The 25,155-nt window shown below is 57.8% G+C and carries 26 protein-coding genes; 18 read left to right on the plus strand and 8 right to left on the minus strand.

Going from position 1 to position 25,155, the window contains the following annotated elements; genetic code table 11:
• The first annotated feature begins 271 nt into the window (after positions 1-271).
• Positions 272-1,075, plus strand: a complete 804-nt coding sequence (locus BKK81_RS35190) for a hypothetical protein (RefSeq protein WP_156811137.1) — start codon at positions 272-274, stop codon at positions 1,073-1,075.
• Between the two features lie 360 nt (positions 1,076-1,435).
• Positions 1,436-1,648, plus strand: a complete 213-nt coding sequence (locus tag BKK81_RS06245) for a hypothetical protein (protein WP_071011411.1) — start codon at positions 1,436-1,438, stop codon at positions 1,646-1,648.
• An 88-nt stretch (positions 1,649-1,736) separates the two neighbouring features.
• Here BKK81_RS06245 and BKK81_RS06250 read toward each other — a convergent pair whose 3' ends face one another.
• The 5 genes from BKK81_RS06250 to BKK81_RS06265 all read right to left on the minus strand — a co-directional run bounded on the left by BKK81_RS06250 (position 1,737) and on the right by BKK81_RS06265 (position 5,610).
• The gene (locus BKK81_RS06250) at positions 1,737-3,122 is read right to left on the minus strand and encodes a phosphomannomutase/phosphoglucomutase (protein ID WP_071011413.1); all 1,386 of its coding nucleotides are present in this window, start codon (positions 3,120-3,122) and stop codon (positions 1,737-1,739) included.
• 147 nt (positions 3,123-3,269) lie between these two features.
• The gene (locus tag BKK81_RS06255) at positions 3,270-3,596 is read right to left on the minus strand and encodes a hypothetical protein (protein WP_156811139.1); all 327 of its coding nucleotides are present in this window, start codon (positions 3,594-3,596) and stop codon (positions 3,270-3,272) included.
• Positions 3,597-3,960: 364 nt separating this feature from the next.
• Entirely contained in the window at positions 3,961-4,257 is a 297-nt protein-coding gene (locus BKK81_RS06260; protein ID WP_071011416.1) for a hypothetical protein, read from the minus strand.
• A 536-nt stretch (positions 4,258-4,793) separates the two neighbouring features.
• Positions 4,794-5,105: a type II toxin-antitoxin system RelB/DinJ family antitoxin gene (locus BKK81_RS34095; RefSeq protein WP_083383973.1), complete on the minus strand. Its 312-nt coding sequence runs from the start codon at positions 5,103-5,105 to the stop codon at positions 4,794-4,796.
• Positions 5,106-5,319: 214 nt separating this feature from the next.
• Positions 5,320-5,610, minus strand: coding sequence for a hypothetical protein (locus BKK81_RS06265; protein WP_071011418.1), 291 nt, complete (start codon positions 5,608-5,610; stop codon positions 5,320-5,322).
• 544 nt (positions 5,611-6,154) lie between these two features.
• Between BKK81_RS06265 and BKK81_RS35195 the strand changes: the two genes are divergently transcribed.
• Together BKK81_RS35195 and BKK81_RS36735 are read left to right on the plus strand one after the other, a co-directional pair.
• Complete coding sequence (locus BKK81_RS35195; RefSeq protein WP_156811141.1) at positions 6,155-6,334, plus strand: hypothetical protein; 180 nt, start codon at positions 6,155-6,157, stop codon at positions 6,332-6,334.
• Entirely contained in the window at positions 6,334-6,462 is a 129-nt protein-coding gene (locus tag BKK81_RS36735; protein WP_257786946.1) for a hypothetical protein, read from the plus strand. Before BKK81_RS35195 ends, BKK81_RS36735 begins: the two co-directional genes overlap by 1 nt.
• A 70-nt stretch (positions 6,463-6,532) precedes the next feature.
• On the opposite strand, the gene BKK81_RS06270 is transcribed toward BKK81_RS36735, so the two are convergent.
• The gene (locus BKK81_RS06270) at positions 6,533-6,955 is read right to left on the minus strand and encodes an Lrp/AsnC family transcriptional regulator (RefSeq protein WP_071011419.1); all 423 of its coding nucleotides are present in this window, start codon (positions 6,953-6,955) and stop codon (positions 6,533-6,535) included.
• 243 nt (positions 6,956-7,198) lie between these two features.
• Here BKK81_RS06270 and BKK81_RS06275 point away from each other — a divergent pair, with 243 nt between their 5' ends.
• The 3 genes from BKK81_RS06275 to BKK81_RS06285 all read left to right on the plus strand — a co-directional run bounded on the left by BKK81_RS06275 (position 7,199) and on the right by BKK81_RS06285 (position 10,506).
• The gene (locus BKK81_RS06275; RefSeq protein ID WP_071011421.1) at positions 7,199-8,095 is read left to right on the plus strand and encodes a dimethylarginine dimethylaminohydrolase family protein; all 897 of its coding nucleotides are present in this window, start codon (positions 7,199-7,201) and stop codon (positions 8,093-8,095) included.
• Positions 8,096-8,151: 56 nt separating this feature from the next.
• On the plus strand, positions 8,152-9,285 hold the full coding sequence (locus tag BKK81_RS06280; RefSeq protein ID WP_083383974.1) for an ornithine cyclodeaminase: 1,134 nt from the start codon (positions 8,152-8,154) through the stop codon (positions 9,283-9,285).
• Between the two features lie 450 nt (positions 9,286-9,735).
• Positions 9,736-10,506 (plus strand): SDR family oxidoreductase, encoded by a 771-nt coding sequence (locus tag BKK81_RS06285; RefSeq protein WP_071011423.1) that lies wholly within the window; start codon positions 9,736-9,738, stop codon positions 10,504-10,506.
• 139 nt (positions 10,507-10,645) lie between these two features.
• Here BKK81_RS06285 and BKK81_RS06290 read toward each other — a convergent pair whose 3' ends face one another.
• Positions 10,646-11,251: a helix-turn-helix domain-containing protein gene (locus BKK81_RS06290; RefSeq protein WP_071011425.1), complete on the minus strand. Its 606-nt coding sequence runs from the start codon at positions 11,249-11,251 to the stop codon at positions 10,646-10,648.
• Positions 11,252-11,774: 523 nt separating this feature from the next.
• Positions 11,775-11,978: a hypothetical protein gene (locus BKK81_RS06295; protein ID WP_071011426.1), complete on the minus strand. Its 204-nt coding sequence runs from the start codon at positions 11,976-11,978 to the stop codon at positions 11,775-11,777.
• Between the two features lie 352 nt (positions 11,979-12,330).
• On the opposite strand from BKK81_RS06295, the gene BKK81_RS35205 reads away from it, so the two are divergent.
• The 11 genes from BKK81_RS35205 (at position 12,331) to BKK81_RS35220 (ending at position 25,153) form a co-directional block, all read left to right on the plus strand.
• Positions 12,331-12,663, plus strand: coding sequence for a hypothetical protein (locus BKK81_RS35205; RefSeq protein ID WP_156811145.1), 333 nt, complete (start codon positions 12,331-12,333; stop codon positions 12,661-12,663).
• A gap of 319 nt (positions 12,664-12,982) precedes the next feature.
• Positions 12,983-14,116, plus strand: a complete 1,134-nt coding sequence (locus BKK81_RS06300; protein ID WP_071016149.1) for a polysaccharide biosynthesis/export family protein — start codon at positions 12,983-12,985, stop codon at positions 14,114-14,116.
• Positions 14,113-14,550, plus strand: coding sequence for a low molecular weight protein-tyrosine-phosphatase (locus tag BKK81_RS06305; protein WP_071011428.1), 438 nt, complete (start codon positions 14,113-14,115; stop codon positions 14,548-14,550). Before BKK81_RS06300 ends, BKK81_RS06305 begins: the two co-directional genes overlap by 4 nt.
• A 21-nt stretch (positions 14,551-14,571) precedes the next feature.
• The gene (locus BKK81_RS06310; protein ID WP_071011430.1) at positions 14,572-16,815 is read left to right on the plus strand and encodes a polysaccharide biosynthesis tyrosine autokinase; all 2,244 of its coding nucleotides are present in this window, start codon (positions 14,572-14,574) and stop codon (positions 16,813-16,815) included.
• Between the two features lie 213 nt (positions 16,816-17,028).
• Complete coding sequence (wecB, locus tag BKK81_RS06315; protein ID WP_071011431.1) at positions 17,029-18,168, plus strand: non-hydrolyzing UDP-N-acetylglucosamine 2-epimerase; 1,140 nt, start codon at positions 17,029-17,031, stop codon at positions 18,166-18,168.
• Positions 18,169-18,211: 43 nt separating this feature from the next.
• On the plus strand, positions 18,212-19,492 hold the full coding sequence (gene wecC / locus BKK81_RS06320) for a UDP-N-acetyl-D-mannosamine dehydrogenase (protein WP_071011433.1): 1,281 nt from the start codon (positions 18,212-18,214) through the stop codon (positions 19,490-19,492).
• A 95-nt stretch (positions 19,493-19,587) separates the two neighbouring features.
• The gene (locus tag BKK81_RS35210; protein ID WP_156811147.1) at positions 19,588-20,787 is read left to right on the plus strand and encodes a lipopolysaccharide biosynthesis protein; all 1,200 of its coding nucleotides are present in this window, start codon (positions 19,588-19,590) and stop codon (positions 20,785-20,787) included.
• 15 nt (positions 20,788-20,802) lie between these two features.
• Complete coding sequence (locus BKK81_RS34100) at positions 20,803-21,825, plus strand: glycosyltransferase family 4 protein (protein WP_083383975.1); 1,023 nt, start codon at positions 20,803-20,805, stop codon at positions 21,823-21,825.
• Positions 21,826-21,892: 67 nt separating this feature from the next.
• The gene (locus BKK81_RS34105) at positions 21,893-23,179 is read left to right on the plus strand and encodes an O-antigen ligase family protein (RefSeq protein WP_197523949.1); all 1,287 of its coding nucleotides are present in this window, start codon (positions 21,893-21,895) and stop codon (positions 23,177-23,179) included.
• 11 nt (positions 23,180-23,190) lie between these two features.
• Positions 23,191-24,222: a glycosyltransferase gene (locus BKK81_RS35215; RefSeq protein WP_156811149.1), complete on the plus strand. Its 1,032-nt coding sequence runs from the start codon at positions 23,191-23,193 to the stop codon at positions 24,220-24,222.
• A complete protein-coding gene (locus BKK81_RS35220) occupies positions 24,215-25,153 on the plus strand; it encodes a hypothetical protein (protein ID WP_156811151.1) in 939 nt (312 codons plus the stop codon). The genes BKK81_RS35215 and BKK81_RS35220 overlap by 8 nt, the downstream gene beginning before the upstream one ends.
• The last annotated feature ends 2 nt before the right edge of the window (positions 25,154-25,155 follow it).

The following is a 25,155-nucleotide window of genomic DNA, read 5'->3' on the forward strand; positions in this document are numbered from 1 at the left end:
CAGGCGCGGCGATGCGCGCTCAGACTGAGCGGGCGACCTGCCGGGTAGCGAAAGCACGTCGATGTCGATGCGGGGGCTTTGCGGCTTCCTTCCCGGTGCGCCGAGGATTCGGAACCGCAGCGCCACGCTCCGCGCTCCGTGCTCGGCATGTTCGACCGGCAGGGGCGGCAGCGTTCCGCTTGGACCTGAGATTCCATCGACGGGAAACCGTGCAGATTTCCTGCCCGGCCATGGCAACCCGTCTCCAATCTTCTCGCGAACACACGAACACATGAAGCGATTCGTGCTGCTTATCCTGATTTCCTGCGCTGCCAATCAAGCCAGCATCGCTGAGACGTCTGATCTTTCGGCGCATGACATTGCCAAGCTGCTTCAGAATCCTCTTGCGGACACGATCAGCCTCCCCTTTGCCAACGACACCAACTTTCCTCTTGGCCCGGATCGACGAGCAGGCAATGTGCTGAACATCCAGCCTGTGATTCCATTCCGGCTGAACAGTGACTGGAATCTCGTCACGCGCACCACGGTGCCGTTGATCTCGCAACCCCGCCTTTCCCCGTCCGATCCGGCAACATTCGGGCTCGGTGACATTGTCCCCATGGCCGTGCTATCACCCAGCACCGCATCCAATGTGACATGGGGGCTCGGTGCGACGTTCTCGATTCCCACCGCAACCAGCAGCAGCCTTGGCGCAAACCGATGGGCCGCGGGGCCCGCCGCCGTGGTACTTACCATGCCGGACCCCTGGGTGTTCGGTCTGCTGGTCAGTCACTTGAGCTCCTTCTCTGGCTCCAGCTCCGGTGCACGCATCGATCGAACCGCAGCCCAGTACTTCGTCATCTATAACTTCCCGAGTGGCTGGTTCCTGTCTTCCACGCCAATCATCGCCGCGGACTGGGCAGCAAAGTCCAGTGCGCGATGGACTGTGCCGGTAGGAGGGGAAATCGGCAAGGTCTTCAATCTTTCCGGGCAGGCGATGTCAGCATCGATCGGGCTCTACCGCAATGTCATCAGGCCGGCGGATTCTCCCGATTGGCAGGTAAGGCTCAATGTGAGTTTTGTTTTTCCTCGATAGACAGTCTTACGCTGCCGCCATCGTGGTCGGTCAGCCCGATGCTGTGATCGTCCGGTTTCGTCACAAGAAGTTGCTGCCCGAGTAGAAGGCCAGTTGGCGCCGCCATGGCGCGCCCGCGCCTTACCAACGGCGCTTCGGCAAGCACCGCAGTCTGACCGTCTTCTGCCCATCGCCTGCAAATGCGGAGCAAGCTCTCGCGGATTCCCCAGAGAACCCAGGAAAAGCTTGGCATCGGGTTCGAATCCCCACGAACCGAGGGTGCGCGAATGGACGCCGGTGTGGGCGGTACTGTACTAGGCTTAACCACGTGTCTGACGTAACCGAGCCGCGCATGCGGCACGAAGACCCGGAGCCACGCCAATGTCCATCCAACGATACGGTCATTACATCATCGAGGGCTTTGGGAAGCCCGTCGGCGGTGGCAAATTCGCCGCGCTCGGGCGCGTGCGGTTGGGGGATTTCACCGTCGAGGAATCCGATGAGCTCGGACATTTCGAGCAGTTTGCGGATGCCCAATCCCGAGGTCTTTCGTGGGCACAGCGCCGTGCCGATGAGATGAGCGCAGGACACTGAGCCGCCCTGAGTCACGGCGAACGGCAGCGGGCTGTCAGCGGGGCGAGCCCGTCTCGGACCGGGAATTCACTCGCATCCGCTCAGAATCTCAGAAGGGCAGTTGCGCGTCCGGCTTCTCGGCCAGGATCGCGCGCTTGAACTGGGCCTGGATGCGCGCCAGCGCGGCATCGTTATCGGCTTCGAAACGCATCACCACCACCGGCGTGGTGTTGGACGGGCGCGCCAGGCCGAAGCCATCGGCGTACTCGACGCGCACGCCGTCGATCTTGTTGACCTCGCGTGCGCCTTCGAACGTCGCGTTGGCGCGGATCTTGTCGAGCAGCGCGAAGGGTTCGCCCTCGGCGCACTTGAGCTGCAGCTCCGGCGTGCTGTTGGAATTCGGCAGCGCATTGAGCACCGCGCTGGGGTCGGCATGGCGCGACAGGATCTCCAGCAGGCGCGCGCCGGTGTAGAGGCCGTCGTCGAAGCCGTACCAGCGGTCCTTGAAGAAGACGTGGCCGCTCATCTCGCCGGCGATCGGCGCACCGGTCTCGCGCAGCTTGGTCTTGATCAGCGAATGGCCGGTCTTCCACATCAGCGGCTCGCCGCCGTGCTGGCGGATCCAGGGGGCCAGCTTGCCGGTGCACTTGACGTCGTAGATCACCTGCTGGCCCGGGTTGCGCGCCAGGATCTCCTCGGCGAACAGCATCAGCTGGCGGTCGGGGAAGATGACCTGGCCGTCCTTGGTCACCACGCCGAGGCGGTCGCCGTCGCCGTCGAAGGCCAGGCCCAGCTCGCAGTCGGTCTCGCGCAGGCTGCGCATCAGGTCCTGCAGGTTCTCGACGTGGGCCGGGTCCGGGTGGTGGTTGGGGAAGCTGCCGTCGACCTCGCAGAACAGCTCGGTCACCTCGCAGCCGAGGCCGCGGAAAAGCTCGCCGACGAAGGCGCCGGCCACGCCGTTGCCGGCGTCCAGCGCGATCTTCATCGGCCGCGCCAGCTTGACGTCGGCCAGGATGCGGTCGATGTACTGACGGCGGATGTCGATCTGCCGGTAACCGCCGGCGCCGCTGGTGAAGGTGCCGGCCTCGATGCGCTGGCGCAGGCCCTGGATGGCGTCGCCGTAGATGGCCTCGCCGGCCAGCACCATCTTCAGGCCGTTGTAGTCGGGCGGGTTGTGGCTGCCGGTGACCATGATGCCGGACGTGGCGCGCTGGCCATCGAGCTCGACATAGGTACCGAAGTAGACCATCGGCGTGGCGACCATGCCCAGGTCGATGACATCGAGACCCGCCGCGCGCAGGCCCTCGACCAGGCCGCCGAGCAGGTCAGGGCCGGACAGGCGGCCGTCGCGGCCGACCACCACGGCCCGCTCGCCCTTCTCGACGGCGGTGGAACCGAAGGCGAGGCCGACGGCGCGGGCCACCTCGCGGGTCAGCGTCTTGCCGACGATGCCGCGGATATCATAGGCTTTGAAGATGGTGGGATCGAGTTGCATGGCGTTTTACGATGCGATGAATGGATGCGGGGGGATGTGGCACGTCGCCGCAGCGACAGGGTCGTGGCGCTGCGCAGTGCTGCGTGTACGATTGCCGCTGCAGCCAGTAGCTGCGAAGAAGATGGGGGAATATACCGTGAAGGGGATCTACTTCCAGCGCGCCGTGCTCCACCCGTTTGCGCTGGAAGGGGGAAGGTCGGCGATACTCACCATGCCGAGACGGGCATACTCGCCCTTGAATTCAGACCACGCATTGGCGACTGCGTGCACATCCAGGACGTCGATCGTGACCAGTTCCCGGGCACGGGTTTCCACTGTGAAACTGGCCGAATATCCAGCGGGCGCTTGATCAGTTTCGCTTGCGGCGCCGTGCCGTATGTCCGACCGCCGGATCACGCCATCCAGGACCGTGCCATCCTTCATGCGGATCAACACGATCCCGAACAGCGGCATGCCCTGCGTGATCTTGAGCACGTGTCGAGCTTCGTCCGTATTGGTAGTCAGGCGGCCCATCGGTGAATCGAATCGAGGTCTGTGGATGTCAATCTGTGTCGTATTGCACTGCGAGCGCGATCCGGTCGGCGGCCTGGTCGCTGAATGCGTTCGGTCCCGTTGATCGCAGAGTGGCTCCGACAGCCAAGCGTTGGCTTGGGAAGCGTAGAGGTGGGCATAGGCGCGGGGGCGCCTATGCCCGGGTTGGCAACCGGACCTACCCCATGCCAAGTTGCAGGCAGGATTTTGCTGCATGACAGCAGAAACCTGTTCCCTGCGTGCGAAGGGTTCGGGCGTGTTGCGATGCCCTCTTCCGCCAGCAGGAGAGGGCGCCTTATCGTCAACGCTATAAGGATGCGGATGCGTTGTCGTCGGCTGCCACAGCCGCCAATTCGCTCAACAACCGCGCCTCCAGCGCCAGCCCCTCCGCCACGGAGAGAATGCCCTCGTGCATGGCAGGCAGCAGCTCGCCGAACTGAGGGTTGCTGGCGGCGTAGTCGCGCAGGAAGAAGAGCAGGCTGTGCAGTTGCGCGGCCTTGTCGGCGGCGACTTCGCGCGGCGTTTCCAGCGCGTACCAGGTGGTGACACAGACGGCGCTGCCGCTGTGGCTGACGGTGACGTTGCCGTGGGTGGTTTCAGTCATGGCAGGGCCTCCTTGTCAGCGCGAGCGCGCTTGATGGTCTGGTCTGCCGTGGTGGTGCTGATGGCCCGGTGAGGGCAAGCAAGATGCGAAGCATGGCGATGCCTCCTTTTCGTGCGGTTGGGTGCCGCTCCCCGCTGCTAATCGGGGTGGGCGGACGCAAGGCAGGGTTAGCAGACCGGCGAAAAGGACCGGCGAGCCCGGAGGCTCCCCCGCCAAGGCCCGCCCATGGGAAGCATGGACGCGCGAAGGCGCGACGGACGAAAGGATACCGCCGTTTGGCGATCGTCCATCCTTTTCTTCCGGGCTGCTAAACCCGGTCGCTGCGGAAGCAGCGACCCGTCCAGCTTAGCGAGGCGATCCAGGTAAAGCGTTGCAGCTTGTAAATACTGCGGACTCGATAGTTGGCAGGAGGCAGGAGACGCCGCGGGTCCACATCGTGTTTGGCAGCCCTCACGCCATACGAACTTCGCGCGCAGGCTTCCGAGTACAACGCGCTGAGCCACGTCTACTGGCCGAACAGAAAGCTCCCGCTTCGCTCAATCATCCTGATTCAGTTGCGCCATCAGATCGGTCACCGAACGCGCTTTCACAGTGCGACCTTCGATCGCACCGCGCATCGCTGCAACGGTTTCCTCATTAGGGACGAAGAGACCGGCTGGCAGCCTCTTTTCCTGGGCAATGCGCATGAGCAGCATGCGCAGCGCATCGGAAACCGAAAGCCCCATTGCTGCGAGCACTGTCGTGGCATCGGCTTTGACATCGCGGGGGATCCGCGCTCGCACGTAGTCCGAAGGTGCCTTGGCACGCGAGACAGGGGCGCGAGAGGGTGCTTGTTGACGGATGGCCATAGATCTCCTGTGTCTGCATACCGGGATGACTCGCAGTCTGAAGGCCTGATCCGATGCGCTCACTGTGGCTCGTGCTGGATCTGTCGTGGAATTTTCGGAAACGCTTCGGCCGTAGGTATTTTGCTGGGATAGCATCTCTCCCAGGGAGCGAAGCGCACCTGTTGGGGAGGGACGCCTTCTCCCGCAAGCGGGAAAAGGCGCTTCATCGTCAACGCTAGGCCGAAGCGTCGTCGTCGGCAGCAAGGACCGTCAACTCACTCAGCAACCGCGCCTCCAGCGCCAGTCCCTCCGCTACGGAGAGAATGCCCTCATGCATGGCAGGCAGCAGCTCGCCGAACTGAGGGTTGCTGGCGGCGTAGTCGCGCAGGAAGAAGAGTAGGCTGTGCAATTGCGCGGCCTTGTCGGCGGCGACTTCGCGCGGGGTTTCCAGCGCGTACCAGGTGCTGACACAGACGGCGCTGCCGCTGTGGCTGACGGTGATGTTGCCGTGGGTGGTTTCAGACATGGCAGGGCCTCCTTGATTGTTGGAGGGTGCCACGCGGCGCAAGCCATCTCGGCTGTGCGGTTTGGCTCAGTGGTACAGTGCGGATTCGAAGCATAGCGATGCCTCCTTCTTGAGCAACTCTCAATCCCACTCATCCGACGCCAATCGGGTGGGCGGGCGCAAGGCAGAGTTGGCGTACCGGCAAGAAGGTACCGGCGAGCCCGAAGGCTCCCCTGCCCAGGCCCGCCCATAGGGACGTGCAAAGGCATAACGGACGTAAGGATACCGCCTAACTGCGGCCGTCCGTCTTCTTGCTCGGGACGCCAATCCCGGTCGCTGCAGCCGCAGCGACACGTTTAGCTTACCGAGGCGATCCGGGCAAAGCGTTGCAGCTTGTAAATACTGCGGACTCGCTGTCAGGAGGACAGGCGCGTCCCGCGGGACCACGCTGATTCGATCCTCAACTGCCGAGTGCCAAAGCGATAAAGCCTAGCCTCAAGGCTTGATGCAGTGTCCGCTGCAGAGCCGCCAAATGTACTGTGACCGTCCAGCAGGAGGAGAGCACGTGAGTGATGTCATTCGGCAGCCGCAGGAAGCGGCTGGGCATGATGCCTGGTTTCGCCGTCAAGTGGAAATCGGCCGTACCTCGGCCGACGCTGGCAATCTGATTCCAGCATCGGAGGTTGAAGCCAAGTTCGAAGCAAGGCGAGAGGCGACTCGCCGCCGGCTTAAAGGTGAGGCTTGATGACGCTGTGCTGGATCCCGAAGGCTCTCCAGGACTGCGAAGACATCTACGACGGCATCGAAGTTGAAAACCCAGGCGCTGCGCTGGGACTCGGCGCAATGATTGCGGAGAAGGCCGTCCTTCGCTAGCGCGACAGCCCCTGCCGCGCGGCAAAACGGCGGTGTGGCGAAGGCCGGCCGGCATTACGTTCACGCCAGCCTACAGCTTGTAAGTACTGAGCAAAATGCTGGTCTCCGTCGCCGAAATCCCCTCAATCATCCGCACCCGGTCCAGCGTCCGGTCGAAGGCTTCGAGCGAATCGGCGCGCAGTTCCGCGATGATGTCCCAGCGCCCGTTGGTGGTGTGCAGGGCCTGCACATTGGGTTCGCCGCGCAGGGCCTGCAGTACCTCGCGGGATTTATTGCCTTCCACCGCCACCGTCATCCAGGCGCGGATGCGGTGCGGTTCGGCTTCGGGCTTCAGGCGCACCGTGTAGCCCACGATCACGCCCTCCTGTTCCAGCTTGGCGATGCGGTTCTGCACGGTCGCGCGCGAGACGCGCAGCGCCTTGGCCAGCGCGGTGACGGGGGTGCGCGCGTCGTCGCGCAGCAGGGAGAGGAGTTGGCGGTCGGTGTCGTCCATCTGGCCGGTTTCCGGTGTATTTCAGACGGCACTTGGCAAAGTGCCAGAAAGTACTGACGTTTTGCTAAGACGGTGAGACGTTTTGCTCATTCTGCTCCCTTTTGGCTAACGTCGCCATTGCGCAGAATTCAGTCAGGCAACACGGAGCCGCCGGTGCGCCCGACCACCTTCCAGGGCGCCCCAGGACTTCCCAGCCGCCATCCCGACCCCTGACACGCCATCTCTATAGATAGGAGCCGAGCCATGCGCCAACCCACCATCCTGCTGATCGATCCCACCCACTACGATGTGTCCTACAGCATCAATCCGTGGATGGACCCGGCGCGGTGGGCCAGCGATCCGCTGGGCATGCACCGCAGCGCCGTGACTGCCTTCGAGTCGCTGCGCACGGCGCTGCTGGCGGCGGGCTTCGCCGTGGAGGTGGCGCAGGGCACGGCCGGCCAGCCGGACATGGTGTTTCCGGCCAACGCCGCCGTGGTGCTGGACGGCCGCGCGCTGCTGGCGCGCTTCCGCTACCCGCAGCGCCGCGGCGAGGAAGCGCCCTTTGCCCGCATCTTCGAAGACCTGCGCCTGCGCGGCCTGCTCAGCGAGGTGAGCCTGCTGCCGGAAGGCTGCTACCAGGAAGGCGCGGGCGACTGCATCTGGGACGCCACGCGCGGCCACTTCTGGGCCGGCTTCGGCCCGCGCTCCACGCGCGCCGCGGCCGATGCGGTGTCGGCCTACTTCGACCAGCCGGTGGTGGCGCTGGAGCTGGCCACCGAACAGAGCTACCACCTCGATGTGTGCTTCTGCCCGCTGTCGGGCGGCGAGATCCTCTACTACCCGCCGGCCTTCACCGCCGAGTCGCTGGTGGCGTTGCGCCGCCGCGTGCCGGCCAGCCAGCGCATCGAGGCCACCGAAGCCGACCTGCGCCACTTCAGCGTGAACGCGGTCAACCTGCACGACCAGGTGGTGATGACCCGCACCACCCCGCACCTGCGCAGCGAACTGGGGCAGCGCGGCTACCGCCTGCATGAGGTGGACCTGACCCCCTTCATGCTGTCCGGCGGCGGCGCCTACTGCATGACGCTGCGGCTGGACCGCAGCAGCGCGGGCGCCAGCACGGCCGGGGAAGAGGGCGGGGAGCAGGCGGCGGCCTGAGCGGCAGGCGCCAAGCCAAAGAATACGAACGGAACGGGACCCCACAGGAGCCAACCATGAAGGAAACCGCCATGACCCGCTTCCTGGACGCCGGCGATGCCGCGCGCCTGGTGCGCCATGTCGGCGTGGGCCAGGCCATTGTCGAATTGGCCGGTCATCTCCAGCAGGACCTGCTGCGCTGGGACGCCTTCGATAAGTCCGCCCGGCTGGCCAGCCATTCGCGCGAAGGCGTGATCGAGCTGATGCCGGTGACGGACGGTGTGCAATACAGCTTCAAGTATGTGAACGGCCATCCGCGCAACGGCCTGGCGGGCCTGCCCACGGTGATGGCCTTCGGCGTGCTGGCCGAGGTGTCGACCGGCTTCCCGCTGCTGCTGGCCGACATGACGCTGGCCACCGCGCTGCGCACCGCCGCGGCCTCGGCGCTGGCGGCCCGGCTGCTGGCGCGCCCGGGCGCCGCCACCATGGCGCTGATCGGCAACGGCGCGCAGGCCGAGTTCCAGTCGCTGGCCTTCCACGGCATGCTGGGCGTGCGCACCATCCACGCCTACGACATCGACCCGGACGCCACCGCCAAGCTGATGCGCAATCTTGCCGGCGTGCCGGGCCTGACCATCGTGCGGATGGACTCGGTGCGCGAAGCGGTGCAGGGCGCCGACATCGTCACCACGGTGACGGCCGACAAGACGCACGCCACCATCTTGCTGCCGGACATGATCCGGCCGGGCATGCACCTGAACGCCGTCGGCGGCGACTGCCCCGGCAAGACCGAACTGCACCCGGACATCCTGCGCCGCGCGCGCATTACGGTGGAATACGCCGCGCAGACGCGCATCGAAGGCGAGATCCAGCAGTTGCCGGCCGATAGCCCGGTAACCGAACTGTGGCAACTGGTCAGCCGCCAGGCGCGCGGGCGCGAGTCGGCGGACGATGTGACCGTGTTCGACTCGGTGGGGTTTGCGCTGGAAGACTACTCGGCGCTGCGCTGGCTGCACGCCAAGACGCATGCCCTGCATATCGGGCGCTATGTGGAACTGGTGGCCAATGCGCCTGACCCGCGCGACCTGTTCGGGTGGGTGATGGCAGGGGAGGGTGGCGAGGCTGGAAAGGCGGCGGAGACGGCGGCAGAGAAGAGGGGCGATACGGGCGCAGCGGCGTTGTTGGGGACGGCCCACGCGCTGGCTGCTTGACGGGCACCGGAGCCGGAAGGACCAGCAAGGACCAAGAAAGATCAAGGACTGGCGGCGCCCCTCTCCATCCGGGGCCGCCGCACAACGGAACCCAGGGGTGGGAACGGGGGCAATGGGCCGGCCGGGCAGCAGCATCGCTCGGCTGGCCCGGCGCCTTTCTGGTGGTCCGCTTTTCTTCCGCGTTGTCTCTTCCCGGATTCCCTGATCGCAATCGTGGTGCCGCAAGCGCGGCACGCTGTCTCGCGGGCACACGTGCCGCCTGTGCGCGGCAGAGCCAGGCCGCCGTCGCTGCCGCCGCAGGCATGGCAAACTCGCATACCAGCAATGCGCCATCCGCAACCTGCTGCGCCGGTTTGCCAGTAAGAATCGGATCACGCTTTCGCAGCGGGCCGCCCGCCGCCTGGCGGCTTCCCCTCATCGACAGACAGCCAACTGGACAAAGACAACGCAATGGAATCGACAGCATCGCAAACCAGGCGCGTGGCGCTGGTAACGGGCGCCGGCAGCGGCATCGGCCGTGCCACGGCCAACCGCCTGCTGGATGACGGCTTTACCGTGGTGGTGGCCGGGCGCCGCCCCGAACCGCTGGGCGCACTGGTCGAGGAAGCCAAGGCACGCGGGCGCGAGGCGCTGGCCGTGGAAACCGATGTGCGCGAGTCCGCCAGCGTCGATGCCCTGTTCACCACCATCGAGCAGCGCTATGGCCGCCTAGACGTGCTGTTCAACAATGCGGGGGTCAACGCACCGGCGGTGCCGATGGACGAACTCGACGTCGAGGTGTGGCGCAACGTGATCGACACCAACCTCACCGGCGTCTTCCTGTGCGCGCGCGCCGCCTTCCGGCTGATGCGGCGGCAATCGCCGCAGGGCGGGCGCATCATCAACAATGGCTCCATCTCGGCCCACGCGCCGCGGCCGTTCTCCTCGCCGTACACCGCCAGCAAGCACGCGGTGCTGGGCCTGACCAAGAGCATCGCGCTCGACGGCCGCCCGTTCCAGATTGCCTGCAGCCAGATCGACATCGGCAATGCCCTGACCGAACTGTCGGCGCGGATGCAGAAAGGCGTGCTGCAGGCCAACGGCACGGTGGCGCCGGAACCCATGGTCGACGTCAAGCACGTGGCGGATGCAGTCGGCTATATGGCAAGCCTGCCGCTGTCGGCCAATGTGCTGAATATGACGGTGATGGCAACCAATATGCCGTTCGTCGGGCGCGGCTGAAGCGCGGGCCCCAAGGCGGGCCTGGACGAGCAGGGTAGGGGGCAGGCGGCCGCGCTGGCCGCCTCGTGCCTGGGGTGCGTGCGCCGGAACGGGCCGGGCGGCCCGTCATGGTGGCGCGAAATGCCGGGCGCTCCGGCAATCAGCCGGCCGTGCGGCCGTTCATCATCAACTGCGCGCGCAGGAAACCCTTCACTTCTTCCAGCGTCGGGGTCTTCAGGAAGACCATGATGCCCCGGTGCTGCAGCGCATCCGTCACACCCTCGAAGCTGCGCCGGCTGGTGATGACGGCGAACACCACGCGCTGGCTGGCAAAGAACTGCTGCAGCTTCTCGATGCGGGCCATTTCCTCGGGGTTCACTTCCTCTACGTAATAGAGGACCACGCGCGGATGGCTGCTGACCGACGTGATGATGGTGTCGATCACATCCTCCACCACCACGCTCTTCAGCGGCAGGCCCCATTTGCTGAGCTGGGTGTGGATCTTCTGCGCTTCCTGGTGGTTGGGGTGGAAGACCACCAGATCCAGTTCGTGCACAGACACCGGCACTTCCTTGCCCACGCGCGTGGCGAGCAGGTTGTGCACTGTCTCCTTATGGATGCGGCGATGACCGCCGTTGGTTTTCCAGGCACCCAGCTCGCCGCGTTCCACCATCTTCTGGACGGTGCCCAGCGAGACGTTCAGCAACTTCGCCGCCGTCCGGGTACTGTAATAGGGCTTTTCAGCCACATCAGAATCGATCGTCATCAAACTTACCCCAAGGAATCCGGAAATCCGATGCTCCCACCGCGCTGGTTAACGGCGCCATGCCTTGATTCATGAGAGATGGGAAGCACTCACGGCCAGGATTGCTCACGCTGGTTGGATTCCTCCGCCCGTCGTGTCGGCACTCTTTTGGTGCGTGCATGTCTGCATAGCCATTCAAGGATCAACCCCCCATAGGAGGGGTTGGTCCGAATGATATGACATCTCCAAGAAAAAGGGAGTTCCCGCAAAGAATCCTTACATGTGGGTTTGGGAATCTTCTGTGCGAAAGACCACCAATGCCAAATCTGGCAGGGCGCTGGAGGAATGTTCGGAATGCGCGGAATGGCCGAAGCACGCCGTCAGCATGGATTGCATCTTGTGGCAGGCGTGCGGGGGAAGTGTGGCGAGACTGTTTCGCTGGAACGCAGGGGAAGTGAGAGGCAGTCGGCCGCTTTGGCAGGCGCAGATGGCAGAGGCAATCCATGGCGCCGGAGCGGCGCCATGGCAAACAACGCGCCCGACGTCAGGCGTAGGTCTTGACCATCTTGCTTTTCAGCGGCCAGCGCTTGGACGCCAGGATCCAGATACAGATCAGCGGCCCGAACACCGGCACCAGCGAGATGAATGCATAGCCCGGCTGGAAGTGGGCCTGCTTGAACACGCTTCGGAACGGCAGGAACCAGGCCAGTTCGAAGACCACAAAGGCTAGAAGAAAGGCGATGCTCATTGTGTGGAGGCTCTCGACATTGGGTATTGCGTCAGGGCGCGATTTCGTGTTTGGTTGCGATTGATTATCGAAAGCGTCCCCTTGTGCTGCACCCCTTCCAGAGGAGGGTTACCGCCAAATTGGGGTAGAGAAGTCCCTCCAAACTGCCGATAACCGGCACCGCGCCTGGGTGTCCGCATCGGCCTCAGGCAAGGCGCGCCGCCCTGCTTCGGCCCCCGCCGCGCCACCGCGCGGCACAGTGTTGCAGCGACATCTCAGACAACCTGAGCTCGGGTCGGATGTCATGACATCGCCATGAGTGGCTGCTACCAGTGTGCGGGTCCTCCCTTGCGTGGGGAGGGGCGGAGTCGAGGTGGCGGCACTCGGCGTCGGCACACGCCTCCACGAGCTGGCGGTCGCTGACCCGTACGGCCCGTTCCCCTCCACGTTTGCACAAACCGAAAATGGGTTGATCCCCCTGCGTGTGGGGTGGGGCAGCTTTGGAATGCTTGATACCTTTCGGGCTGGCAAAAAATTGGTGCAATGCCCACAGTGGTATTTCCGGCATATATCCACTTTTTTTGCTGATTACGAGTGCCGAATTCTCACCCGGATGGGGGTGGATTCAGCCAAGCTGCAACAGCCGGATCCGCAAGCCCGGTGGGGGTTTCCGGGCGATGGGATGGGCGAAAAGAATGTGACGTGATTGCCGCTGAAAGATAGCAATTTTGCGCTAGAAGGAGGCCCCTTCTTGGGGAACTCCCCCTCGCAAAACTGCTAAAATCAACAGTTGCTAAAAAATCGCCATCCATAGGCGATAAACATAGATGCACACGCCGGCCAGCGCGCAGGCAGGCCGGGCTTTCCGGCTCGCCGCCAGGCCAGGGGTGTGTGGTTGCCGAGTTGTCCGGCAAGGTGTCGGCAGGGAACGTGCAAAGTGGATGAAGCATGGGTACGGCTGGTCGGCCGGTGTCTCCGTGCGCCTCGCGCGTGCTCGGCGTCATGTCAACTCTGAAGACGTATTCATGCTGTCAAGAATCTCGAGCGCTCGCAAAGGACTCGCCGCCATGGTCGCGGTCCCCCTGCTGGCAAGTTGTGCCCTCGCACCTGGCATGCGGTTCGACCCGCAGCGGCCGCTGAACCCCGACGATCCCAATACCGTACCGAAGGTGACGCCGATCACCCTTGACCTCGTGCGCGCGCTGAAGGCGGAGACGCCGGTGGTTAACCAAGATGTGGAGGCACTTTTCGGCGAGCCGCAGCCTTATCGCATCGGTGCCAGTGACATCCTGTCCATCGTCGTGTGGGACCATCCTGAGTTGGTGTTCCCGACGCAAACATATTCCATCGGCAACGCCTACGACATACCCAACTACAGCGGTGCGACCAACGTGCCTGGATACGTAGTGAGTCCAAAGGGCACTATCCAATTTCCGTACGCCGGCGTCGTGGATGTTGTTGGCAAGACTGCGGACGAGGTCCGCGGCGAACTCAGCAAGAAGCTCGACAAGGTTGTGAACGTGCCCCAGGTGACGGTGCGCGTGTTGGCCTACCGCAGCAAGCGTGTCTACCTCGACGGTGAAGTGAAGACGCCAGGCCCGCAGAACATCGATGACGTGCCGATGACGCTGGTTGAAGCCATCAACCGTGCTGGCGGTATCAATGTTTCGACGGGGGACAACAGCCGCATCCGCGTGACGCGCGGCAGTAAGAACTACATGGTCAGCCTTCCGGGGTTGCTGGCGAAGGGCATCGACCCGACTCGCCTCTTACTGCGCAACGGCGACATCGTGCGTGTGGAGCAGCGCGAAGACAGCAAGGTGTTCGTCGCCGGCGAAGTACTAAAGCCCATGTCCGTCTTCCCTCGCAATGGCAGGTTGACGCTTAGCGAAGCGTTGGGGGAGGCCGGTGGTGTGAATCCGACTACTGCTGATGCAAAGGAGATCTACGTCATTCGCAAGCAACCGGATGGCGAGGCGACCGTGTACCACTTGGACGGCAAGTCGCCCGTGTCGTTGGCGCTCGCTGAAGCCTTCGAAATGCGTCCGAAGGATGTCGTCTATGTAGATGCAGCTGGCGTGACCCGCTGGAGCCGTGTGGTCAATCAGTTGCTGCCGATTGGCTCGTGGTTCACATCGACTGCTGGTGTTCTGAAATGATCAAGAAAGTCATGATCGTTTGCATTGGCAATATCTGCCGAAGTCCAATGGCGGAAGCCTTGCTACGCGACGCGATGCCTGAACTGACTGTGTACTCGTCAGGTCTGGGCGCCTTGGTCGGCAAGCCTGCGGACGCCGCCGCCATCGAATTGATGGGAGCCGCTGGGGTCGATATTCACGAACACCGCGCGCAGCAGATCAACAATGTATTGGCTACGCAGGCAGACCTGATCCTCGTTATGGACAACGAGCAGAAGGTCGAGGTTCAGCGTCGCCATCCGGCCACCACGGGGAAGGTTTTTCGGTTGGGTGAGCCCGGCAAATACGATATTCCCGATCCTTATCGCCAATCTCGAGAGAGATTTGAGCAATCGCTGGAGTTGATCCAGCGCGGCGTAAAGGCGTGGGTGCCCCGTATTCGGGCATTGGGTTAAACCGAATTGGCAGTGACTAACATGAATCAAAATCCTCCGTATATTCCGGTCGGAGCGCAACAGCCGCCGGATGGTGAGATTGACCTCGTCAAATACCTCGATGTACTGGTGGCGAGTCGATGGCTGATCGCAGCAATTTCGCTGAGCGTAATGCTGCTGGGTGCGGCCTATGCGTTCCTCGCGCGACCAGTCTATCAGGCAGATATTCTTGTCCAAGTCGAAGACACGCCGGGTGACGCTAAGAGCTTGCTCGGAGATGTCTCTAGTCTGTTTGACGTAAAGACTCAAGCTGCTGCGGAAATTGAAATTCTTCGGTCGCGGATGGTCGTCGGCAAGGCTGTCGAGAATTTGCAGCTGTATATTGATGCTAGGCCAAAATACTTTCCGCTGATTGGTGGCTGGATCGCCAGCCGTGCGAAGGGGTTCTCCGAACCTGGTTTCTTAGGTATGGGTGGTTACGCCTGGGGGGCGGAGTCAATCAAGGTTTCTCTCTTTGATGTGCCAGAAGAACTCGAAGGCCTGCCTTTCAAGCTCTTGGTGCTTGAGAATGGCCGCTTCCGTTTGGAACAAAACGGGCTCGATCAGCCCATTGAGGGTGCGATCGGTCAGCCGGTAGAAGTCAAACAGTCCATTGGATCGATTAGTCTTCTTGTTAAAGATTTGAAGGCGAAGCCGGGAATCGTCTTTAATTTGGTAAGAAAGTCTCAGCTTAAAACTTTGGAGGATTTGCAGGACCAGCTAAAGATTGCAGAAAAAGGCAAGCAAAGCGGAATTATCGGCGCGTCGCTTGAGGGTCCGAATCGTCGCCTTACCGCTGAGATTCTCAATGAAATTGGCGAGGAATATGTCGCACAAAATATTCGCAGAAAATCTGCGGAAGCAGAGAAATCACTGGTATTTCTGGGGAATCTGCTGCCTCAGCTAAAAGGCGAGCTGGACCAAGCTGAGATTAAATATAACAACATGCGAAATAAGCGCGGAACCTTTGATCTCAGTGAGGAGGGTAAGGCTTACCTGCAAGAGAGTGTGACAGTAGAAACTAGTTTGCAGGAGCTCAAGCAAAAACGCGCGGAATTGCTGACTCGTTTCCGTCCGGACCATCCCTCGCTGCAGGCCGTTGATCAGCAAATCGCTGCTCTGGCTGCGAAATCGTCTAGCTTGACTACTCGCATGCGCGGGCTTCCTGATCTGGAGCAAGATACGCTGCGCCTGATGCGGGATGTGCAGGTCAATAATGATCTGTATGTTGGTCTCCTGAACAATATGCAGCAGCTTAAGCTGGTAAAAGCAGGTAAGGTCGGAAACGTCCGCCTGATTGACTCCGCCCCCATTCCGGAGGAGCCCGTCAAGCCGAAGAAGGGGCTTGTGATTGCATTGGCGGCCATTCTGGGGACTCTCTTCGGGGTTGGGGTCGCGTTCATGCGCAATGCGCTGTACGGCGGCATTACTGACCCGCAAGATATTGAACAGCACAGTGGGCTGAATGTCTACGCTACCGTGCCGCTCTCACAGGCGCAATTGCCGCTAGCAGAAGAGATTCGACTACGTAAGCCGGGCATGCACCTGCTTTCCACGCTCCATCCGAACGACGTCTCGGTAGAAAGTTTGCGCAGCCTGCGTACGGCATTGCAATTCGCGATGCTCGATGCCCCAAACAATCGCGTACTGCTTACCGGCCCTACCCCTGGTGTCGGAAAGTCTTTCGTGTCCGCGAACCTTGCGGCGATCATGGCGACGGGTGGCAAGCGAGTCCTGCTTGTGGATGCTGATTTGCGCAAGGGCTACCTGAATCAATACTTTGGCAAAGACCGTCAGCCGGGATTGTCCGACGTGCTGGCGGGACGTGTTGCCTTGGATGAGGCATTACAACGAGGTGTCGCCGAAAACCTGGACTTCATTTCCACCGGTACGATGCCTCCGAATCCAGCGGAGCTGTTGCTCAATGAGCGCATGGTGCAACTCCTGGACGCCTTCAGTCAGCGATATGACCTTGTACTGATTGATACGCCGCCAGTGCTAGCGGTGGCGGACACCGGCATCTTGGCTGCGCGATGCGGCACTGTTTTCTTAGTCACTCGCTTCGAGCGCACGACGGTTGGCGAAGTGGTGGAATCTGCAAAGCAAATGCGGCAAAGCAATATCGAGATAAAGGGGGTGATCTTCAATGGCTTGGATCCCAACGCGTTCCGATATGGCTATGGATCAAAGTATGGGCGCTACCGCTATGCACAGTACGAGTACACCCAGTTGCCGAAATCTCATTGAGCAAACGTCTATCGCCGTAGGATTCTAGGCTGCAGGCCAATGGCGATTTTTTAAAAGACCTTTGATTATTAGTATTAGCCTTCTTCGGAAGGCTGCTTGGCAGGGCTCTCAGTTCGCAACCGGGCCCTGCAACTAGCTCTTCTCCCATTACGCACTATCCCGTCTCGAATCCACGTGGAGCGAGATTTGCTGTCAACCTCCGGTGCTCATAAAATGCCTGCTCGTCCGATTAAGACTCTCTGTGTTTTTGGCACGCGTCCAGAAGCAATCAAGATGGCTCCACTAGCGCTTGCTTTGGCTGAAGATGAACGCTTTGACGCGAAAGTCTGTGTGACGGGACAACATCGCGAGATGCTGGATCAGGTACTTGAGCTATTTCAGATTCGCCCAGAATTTGATCTGAATATTATGAAGCCAGGGCAGGATCTTACGGACGTAACGACCTCCATCCTCCAAGGTATGAAGAGAATCTTTTCGGAATATACACCGGATGTCGTTCTTGTACACGGGGATACTGCGACAACTCTAGCTACTAGCATAGCTGCTTACTATCAGAGGGTGCCTGTTGCACATGTCGAGGCAGGCTTGCGAACCGGGAATCTATATTCTCCTTGGCCAGAGGAGGCCAACCGGAAGCTAACAGGTGCCCTTGCTACGCTTCACTTTGCTCCGACGGAAGTTTCTAAGAGAAATCTAGAGCGTGAAGGTGTTCCGAGCGATCGCATTTTTGTTACTGGAAACACCGTAGTTGACGCTTTGCTGAAAGTCGTAGAGTCACTGAACAATGACAAGCAACTGCAAGCCCGCTTTAGTGAGCAGTTTTCATATTTGACGCAGGATCGTCGTCTAGTACTGGTGACTGGGCATCGCCGGGAAAGCTTCGGTGGGGGCTTTGAGCGTATCTGCCAAGCACTTGTCGAGACGGCTCGAGAATTCCCTGATGTCGATATCGTGTATCCAGTGCATTTGAATCCAAATGTAAGGGAGCCGGTAAATCGTTTGCTGTCTGGTGTGCAGAATATCTATTTGATTGAGCCCCTGGATTATTTGCCTTTCGTATATCTCATGAATCGCGCCTATCTTGTTGTTACCGATTCGGGAGGGATACAAGAGGAGGCACCATCATTGGGTAAGCCTGTTCTCGTGATGAGAGACACGACAGAAAGGCCGGAGGCGATTGAGGCAGGTACTGTAAGACTAGTTGGAACTGACCAGGCTTCGATCTCGAGGAATTTACGTGAATTGCTCACCAATCGCGGATTATATGAGCGCATGAGTTTTGCGCACAATCCGTACGGCGACGGTCAGGCAGTCGAACGAATTTCGTTAAAGCTGTCGGAATTCTTGTCTTAATTCCTGTGAAGCAGGAAATTAAAAATCCGGACTCGGGGAAATTATGAGCTTTGAGACTATTTCGGTTATTGGGCTGGGATATATTGGATTGCCAACGGCGGCCGTATTTTCTAGTCGAAAAAAGAAGGTCATCGGCGTAGACGTCAATCAGAAGGCGGTAGACACTATTAACCGAGGCGAGATCCATATCATTGAGCCGGAATTGGATATGGTCGTGCGGGCTGCTGTGGTCGAAGGTTATCTTCGTGCCACGACGAAGCCAGAGCCCGCTGATGCTTTTCTGATTGCTGTCCCTACACCCTTCAAGAGTGGTGCACTCGGAGAGCATCAGCCGGACATGCAGTACATTGAGGCTGCGGCCCACTCAATCGCTCCGGTACTAAAAAAGGGGGATCTAGTTATCCTCGAGTCTACGTCACCTGTTGGCGCTACGGAGCAGATGGCGGCCTGGCTGTCTGATGCTCGACCGGATCTGACATTTCCGCAAACGCATGGAGAGTTCTCGGACATTCGAGTGGCTCACTGCCCTGAGCGTGTGCTACCTGGTCATGTTTTGCGAGAACTCGTACAGAACGACCGTGTAATTGGTGGGATGACGCCTAAGTGTTCGGAGGCGGCCGCGCAGTTGTACAGGGTTTTTGTAGAAGGCGATTGCATCATCACAGATGCTCGCACGGCTGAGATGTGCAAGCTGACGGAAAATAGTTTTCGCGACGTAAACATCGCTTTTGCAAATGAGCTTTCGATTATATGTGAGGAACTTAAAATTAACGTTTGGGAGCTGATCAAGCTTGCCAATCGGCATCCTCGTGTAAAAATTTTGCAACCAGGGCCCGGAGTCGGGGGACATTGTATTGCGGTTGATCCCTGGTTCATCGTCAGTGCGGCACCGGCTTCGTCAAACCTTATTCGAGTAGCTCGCGAAGTAAATGATGGAAAACCCGAGTGGGTGCTCAATAAAGTTAAGATTGCTGTAGCGGATTACTTGCAAGAGAATCCTGAAAAAAATGTTAAAGATGTCACCATAGCGTGCTTCGGCCTTGCATTTAAAGCAAATATTGATGACTTGCGTGAGAGCCCTTCGGTCGAAATCGCCAAGAGTTTGGCACGCTCGCACAAAGGAAGGCTAGTAGTAGTCGAGCCGAATATTGAAAGCGCACCCACTACGCTACCCGATAATGTTGAGCTGGTGACGGCCGAGACGGCAAGGCAACTGGCACAGATTGCGGTTGTGCTAGTAGGGCACAAGTCCTTCAAAGAGCAATCGGCAGCCTTTTGGCAGGACTGGATCGTCGTTGATGCCTGTGGCATCAGCGAGGTGTGAATTTTTGAGAAGGAACGCGGGTTGCCTATGCTGCCGGGCTCATTGCACAGCGCGCTGAGCCCGGTCCGTAGTGAATCGTAATGAGGTAGTGCGCAATGGGCAACATCTTGCTCTTCGGGGGGGTGGCCGGATTAAGTTTGATCGTCAATCAGATAACGAATATCTACGTCGCACGGCATTTGGAGATTTCGGAGATCGGATATTACGTTGTCGCTCTCTTGATCTCAACCATCTTGGGGGTAATCGTGGATCTTGGCGCACGGATGCACTACACCACGAGACTCGCAAAAGTTCGCGGCCCCTTAAGACGGGCCAAGTATCTGAGGGCGATAGCGAGTTGTATAACTCGCCTCAATCTACTGATATCTGTACCATTTTTCGTCATTGGCGCGCTGATCTACGGAATAAATGGAGCCTTGTTTTTTGGAACGATCATTTGCCTCTCGAGCTCTCTTTATTCGAATGCATTTGCGTTTAGTCAAGTCAATGGGCGAGGGAGGGTAGCTCAACTCTCGAATGTTCTGATGGAAGTGGGGCGACTAGCAGTGGTTGTTCTGTTGAGCAAGTTTTCAAATCTAAGCGGTTTCGCGATTTTATTTTCTTCCATTGTCTCATCTAGGCTGATTGCAGGACTCTTCTTGCAAGAAAGGCTTGGGCTCGCGTTTTTGCGTGGGAATTTTCTCCGTAGTTTTAAACAGACCTATAGGCGTGCGTCGAATATTTTTTTTAGTGCCGTAATGTCACTAATTAACGTGAAGTCTGGCGAGATGCTTGTCGCAGCCATATTGCCCGCCGCGCGTGTCGGTGAGTTGAATATTGCGATGCAGATTCCCGCGGCCGGTCTCCGAGTATTCGAACTCGTTAAACCGTCATTTGTGGCTAAGCTTAGCCGGTTATCTGAGCAGAAATTCTTGGTGATGTTGGTCACAGTAATAAGCGCGTCCTTGATCTGCGTTCTTTTGCTGAGCCCAATTTTGAAAGAGATATTTGTCTTGATCTATGGTGAAAAGGTTAGGGAGGTTGCGTTTCTTTTCATCTGGCTTGCTTGCTGGTTAATCGTAAGTCTGGGGAATTATCTTGCGTCCATTATGCTTGTTGTTAAGGGGCGTTCGGACCGAGATCTCCTTACTAATAAGGTTGCCTTGCTGATTTCAATGCCAGCATACGCCCTTCTTGTTCAAAAGCTTGGATTGGTGGGTGCAGTTATGTCTATGTGTCTGATCGCTTTTTTTTCAGCCATACTTAACTGCTATTGGCTGGTCGAGCTTCCTCGACTTCGGAACGCGAAGCGATGAGAATAAGGATCGTCTGTGAAGAAAATCGTATTCAACACTTACCCGCGATTTGGTCTGGATTTGGGCGGCTTGCAAATTCAGGTGCGTCGGACTGCGGATAGCCTGCGACGACTCGGTCACGGTGTGGTCTATCATGACCAGTGGGGCGACTTAGATCAGAGTGCAAGCATATTGCATTGTTTTTCTGTTGACTCTGCAAATTTGTATCTTGCGCTTCGGGCGAAGAAGTATGGATTGAAGGTTGTTGTCTCCCCGGTACTCAATGCATTCTCAACGCGGCGTATAGTACTGAAAGCGAAAGTTGCTGCTTCTAGACTCCCTGGTGTCTATACCGGATACCAAATCGCAAGAACACTTCTTAATATCGCAGATGTAATCGTCGCACTTAATGAGGAGGAGGGAGCCCTGCTATCAGAGTGTTTCGGTGCACTTCCTGCCAAGCTCAGAATAATTCCGAATGGAGTGGATGATCGCTTCTTTGATGCGAGTCCGGACATATTTCGCGCCCAATATCCGAGTCACAAAGATCTTCTGTTGCAAGTGAGTTCTATCGAGCAGCGGAAAAACCAGTTGAACGTTGCTCGCGCTATTTCTCTGCTGGAGAAGAGAGCGGAAGGCTGTGGCTGGACATATGTGAATATCGGACCGACTCGTGATGGCAGTGAAGCCTATATGAATAGTATTCGAAGTTTAGGGGCAAGAAACGTACACTTGTTGCCGGCCATTCAAAATGACGACCCATTGCTACCGTCGGCCTACGCAGCTGCAAAAGCCTTTATCCTTCCTTCCTTTAGTGAAGTTATGCCTCTGGTGCTTTATGAAGCCGCAGCGGCAGGAAGTCACTTGCTCGTCTCGGATAGGGTTCCAGTTGATAAAGTGCTTGCTGATCATGTAGTGCGATTCAGGCCTGACGACCCTGACGATATTGCCGCGAAGATAAGCAGTCTTAGGGGCGACTCACCCCCAAAACCCCATGAACTGGGCCTTTCCACGTGGATGGACGTAGCGAAGAAAATAGTTCATCACTGTTATGATTAAATTACAGCGATCGCAGTTTGCGTGCATTCTCGCCTCAGGATTCACCATCCTAGGCCTATCTGGATTTTTGACGGATTCCCAGCAAATCTATCGGCTGGCGGTATTGGCGTTCTTCTTTGTTCTTGCAGTAAACCGCTTGGCATTAATCTATTCAATTCCATATGTTTTCTACAGCCCAGTCGCACTTATGGCTGATGTGCCGCTTATTGCAATGATAAGTGGAGCACTGGCTATTCATGCCCTGCTAGAAGGAGTTGGAAGAAGAGCGGGCAGTGGTCTTGCGACATTTTGGAAGTACTGGGTGCCGATTCTGCTAGCTCTGATCGGAGTATCGCTGTTCTCGGCAATCTTGTCAGATGAGATTATGACAGCGCTCCCAATCGTGATGCTGTACGTACAAGGTTTGATACTCCTTCTTCTCCTCTGTTTTCTGATTAAGAGTGAAGGCGAGTATAGATACTTTCTGATTAGCATTTGCCTCGCATCATCTGCTGCCTTTATCTACAAAGTCATCTGCTATTACTCGGAGGCGCCGCCTGCTCTGTTGGCAACCGCATTGACTGCCGCCACTGATTGGGAGTCGAAATCTCAGATTTTTCTCGATCAGGAGTTTGTGAAGAGACTCCTCTGGCTTGGCCAAGAACCAAACTACGTTGCTGCGCTCCACTTTGTTCCGGTCGCCGTAGCGCTCAGTCTGTCAGGGAAGATCACCCGCTTTAGGTTCCTACTATTTTGCTGCGCCGCCGTGAATATCATGCAAATCTTTGGCACCTTAAGTCGTGCCGGTGCAGTCTCTCTAGTAGCGATGATGGTTCTCATCATACTGTTTGGAGGACTTAAATCGAAGAGAAGATTGCAGATTCTGATTGTGGGCGTTCTAGCAATCGTACTTTTGTACAGTCAGGCTGGTTATGTATTCGATCGACTAGGCTCCATTCAGTCTTCGGTTGCGAATGACGGAGCAAGTGGTCGTTTCGAGTTCTGGGGACAGGCAATCAATCTGATCAACAGTTCCCCCATCTTTGGTGTGGGTCCAGGGGGATTCAGACTGATTGTGGGTGATGCTGCACACAATACCTACATCGAGGCGCTGGCTGAACTCGGCTTTGTGGGAGGCCTAGTGTACTTCGCCTGTGTGAGTTTCCCGCTAATTTATTTGTTAATGAAGCGCGAGAGATCCGACCGAGTAATCGCTTTTGGTTATTTGGCATATTTAATTATGGGTTTTACGCTTACATTTTACCAATTTTTTCTGACCATTTTCATGGGATTCATCTGTGTAAGCGCATCCTCCGGACAGGGCCGGGTAGCTGCTGTCTCACAGAGACCTGATTCATTTAGACCATCTATTTGAAGAGTGTTTTCATGAAATTTGGCTTTTGTTTTCAAGGGGTCGCTCCTGGTAGTGCTGTCAGCCTGGCGTGGCTACGCCTAATGAATCAATTTTCCCATGCAGGTGGGACGACAGAGGAACTCTTGCAAGGGCGCTCTATTGGCCGCTTCTCGATGGATGACTTGAGACAGGTGAGGTCTCAAGAGTTTATCGTTTGTTTGAATGTGTGGCAGGTATTGCTGCTTCGCATGCTATTGATTGGATCCAAAGCCAGAATATTGTATTGGGTGCAAGGACTTGTTGCGGAGGAGAGCTATCTTAAGCGGAAGTCGTGGTATCGGTACATTTTGCTGCGTCTAATAGAGTTCGTGGCATTTTTGTCCTCAGATGGATATATATATGTATCGAGTTACATGGCGGATTTCTACGACGAACGGTATCCACTCTTCGGTCACCGACCTCGAGTAGTCGTTGCTTGTACCTCCGATCTTAAATCTCGCCACGATGTGCATAGAACTCCAGCGTCATTCTGTTATCTAGGCGGCATGGCTCCCTGGCAGAATTTTGATGTGATAGTTCGACTAATGAACGTGATAGTTCGCACGACGCAGAACGTAACATTCAATGTCGCTACGCACGAGCAAGGGATCGCTCGCAGAACGCTTGAGCAGCATGGCTCCTCGGAGTTGATCGGCATTACGAATATCGTTTCATTGACAGGGAAGAGCGAGGTCGAGCGTTTCCTGTCGGCAAACCAGTTTGGGTTCTTAATAAGAGATGATGATTCCATAAATAGGGTTTCGTCTCCAATTAAACTTGCGGAATATTTGTCTTGCGGTGTGAGTGTGATTACTACGAATGCCATCAGGTCTTACGTAAAACTTTTGGGTGAGGCAGCCCATATCGTTGATGTGCCCAGGCAGCTTTCGTCAGGCGAGGATCTGAAATTCGATTACGCGGGTGCGGAGGCTTCGCTTGAAATCTACGAAAGGCACTTTTCGATCGAGTCAGTTAATCGGTCAATTAAGTCTTTTATCGCGAGCTTGGTGAAATACTATGCTTGAAGTTATCGTCGGCCGCTTTCCCCCCCCGATCGGTGGCGTGAGTGTGTTCGTGCAAAGAAAGTTCGAAAGTCTAAAGGATCACGGTGCAGCGTCCCTTGATTTCGGGAATAAGGCATGGTTTCGAGAACTTTTAGGCTATATTTTTGATCGAAATTGCGTTTTTCTTTTAAATTCCGCAAATCTAAGTATTCTCGCCGTTTTCTTTTTCCTTGGGTTGCTACCCCGAACCGTTCTTTACGACCACAACGCCAGCCGACATTTTTGGAAGAGTCGATATTCTGCTTTTGCTTACCGATTTTTTATCGGGAGGTTAAAAGAGGTTCGGGTTGTGCATAGTCATCTTATTGATGGGTATGCCAAGAGAGGTTTTATGGAGAAGGTTGTTGTTGAATCTCCTTTTCTTCCGCCGAGGAAAGAATCGCGTGGGCAGATCTTGGAAACTTACCCGGATGATGTTCTGAATTTTATTAACGATCGTGACGCATTTCGAGTTGTCAGTGCCGCTTGGCGGTATAACGTTGATGCCAATGGATTCGATGTCTACGGAATCGCCACGGTTGTAGGTCTGTTGAGATCATTGCGGACAGGAGGGGTGAATGCGAGATTACTGTTGGCCTTCGCGGAGTTCAACGAGTCTGATATGCCGAAAGCATTACTCCACGAGATTCGTACATTGCGGGAGCTTGGTGCCTTAGTAATTTTGGACGGGCAGCGAGAGCTTTGGCCGGTTTTTGAAAGTGCGAATCTATTTCTGCGACTGACGTCTACGGATGGTGAAAGCGTTAGCGTGTTGGAGGCACTCTATTTCAATTGTGCAGTCATTGCATCGGACGTGGTCCCTCGACCTGCCGAAGTGGTGACCTATCGTTATGGCGATTCGGTGGACCTACTGAATAAGGTCGTCGAGAACTACAAACGAATTTCTTGCTAAAA

The organism is Cupriavidus sp. USMAHM13 (assembly GCF_001854285.1).
Lineage (GTDB): Bacteria > Pseudomonadota > Gammaproteobacteria > Burkholderiales > Burkholderiaceae > Cupriavidus > Cupriavidus malaysiensis.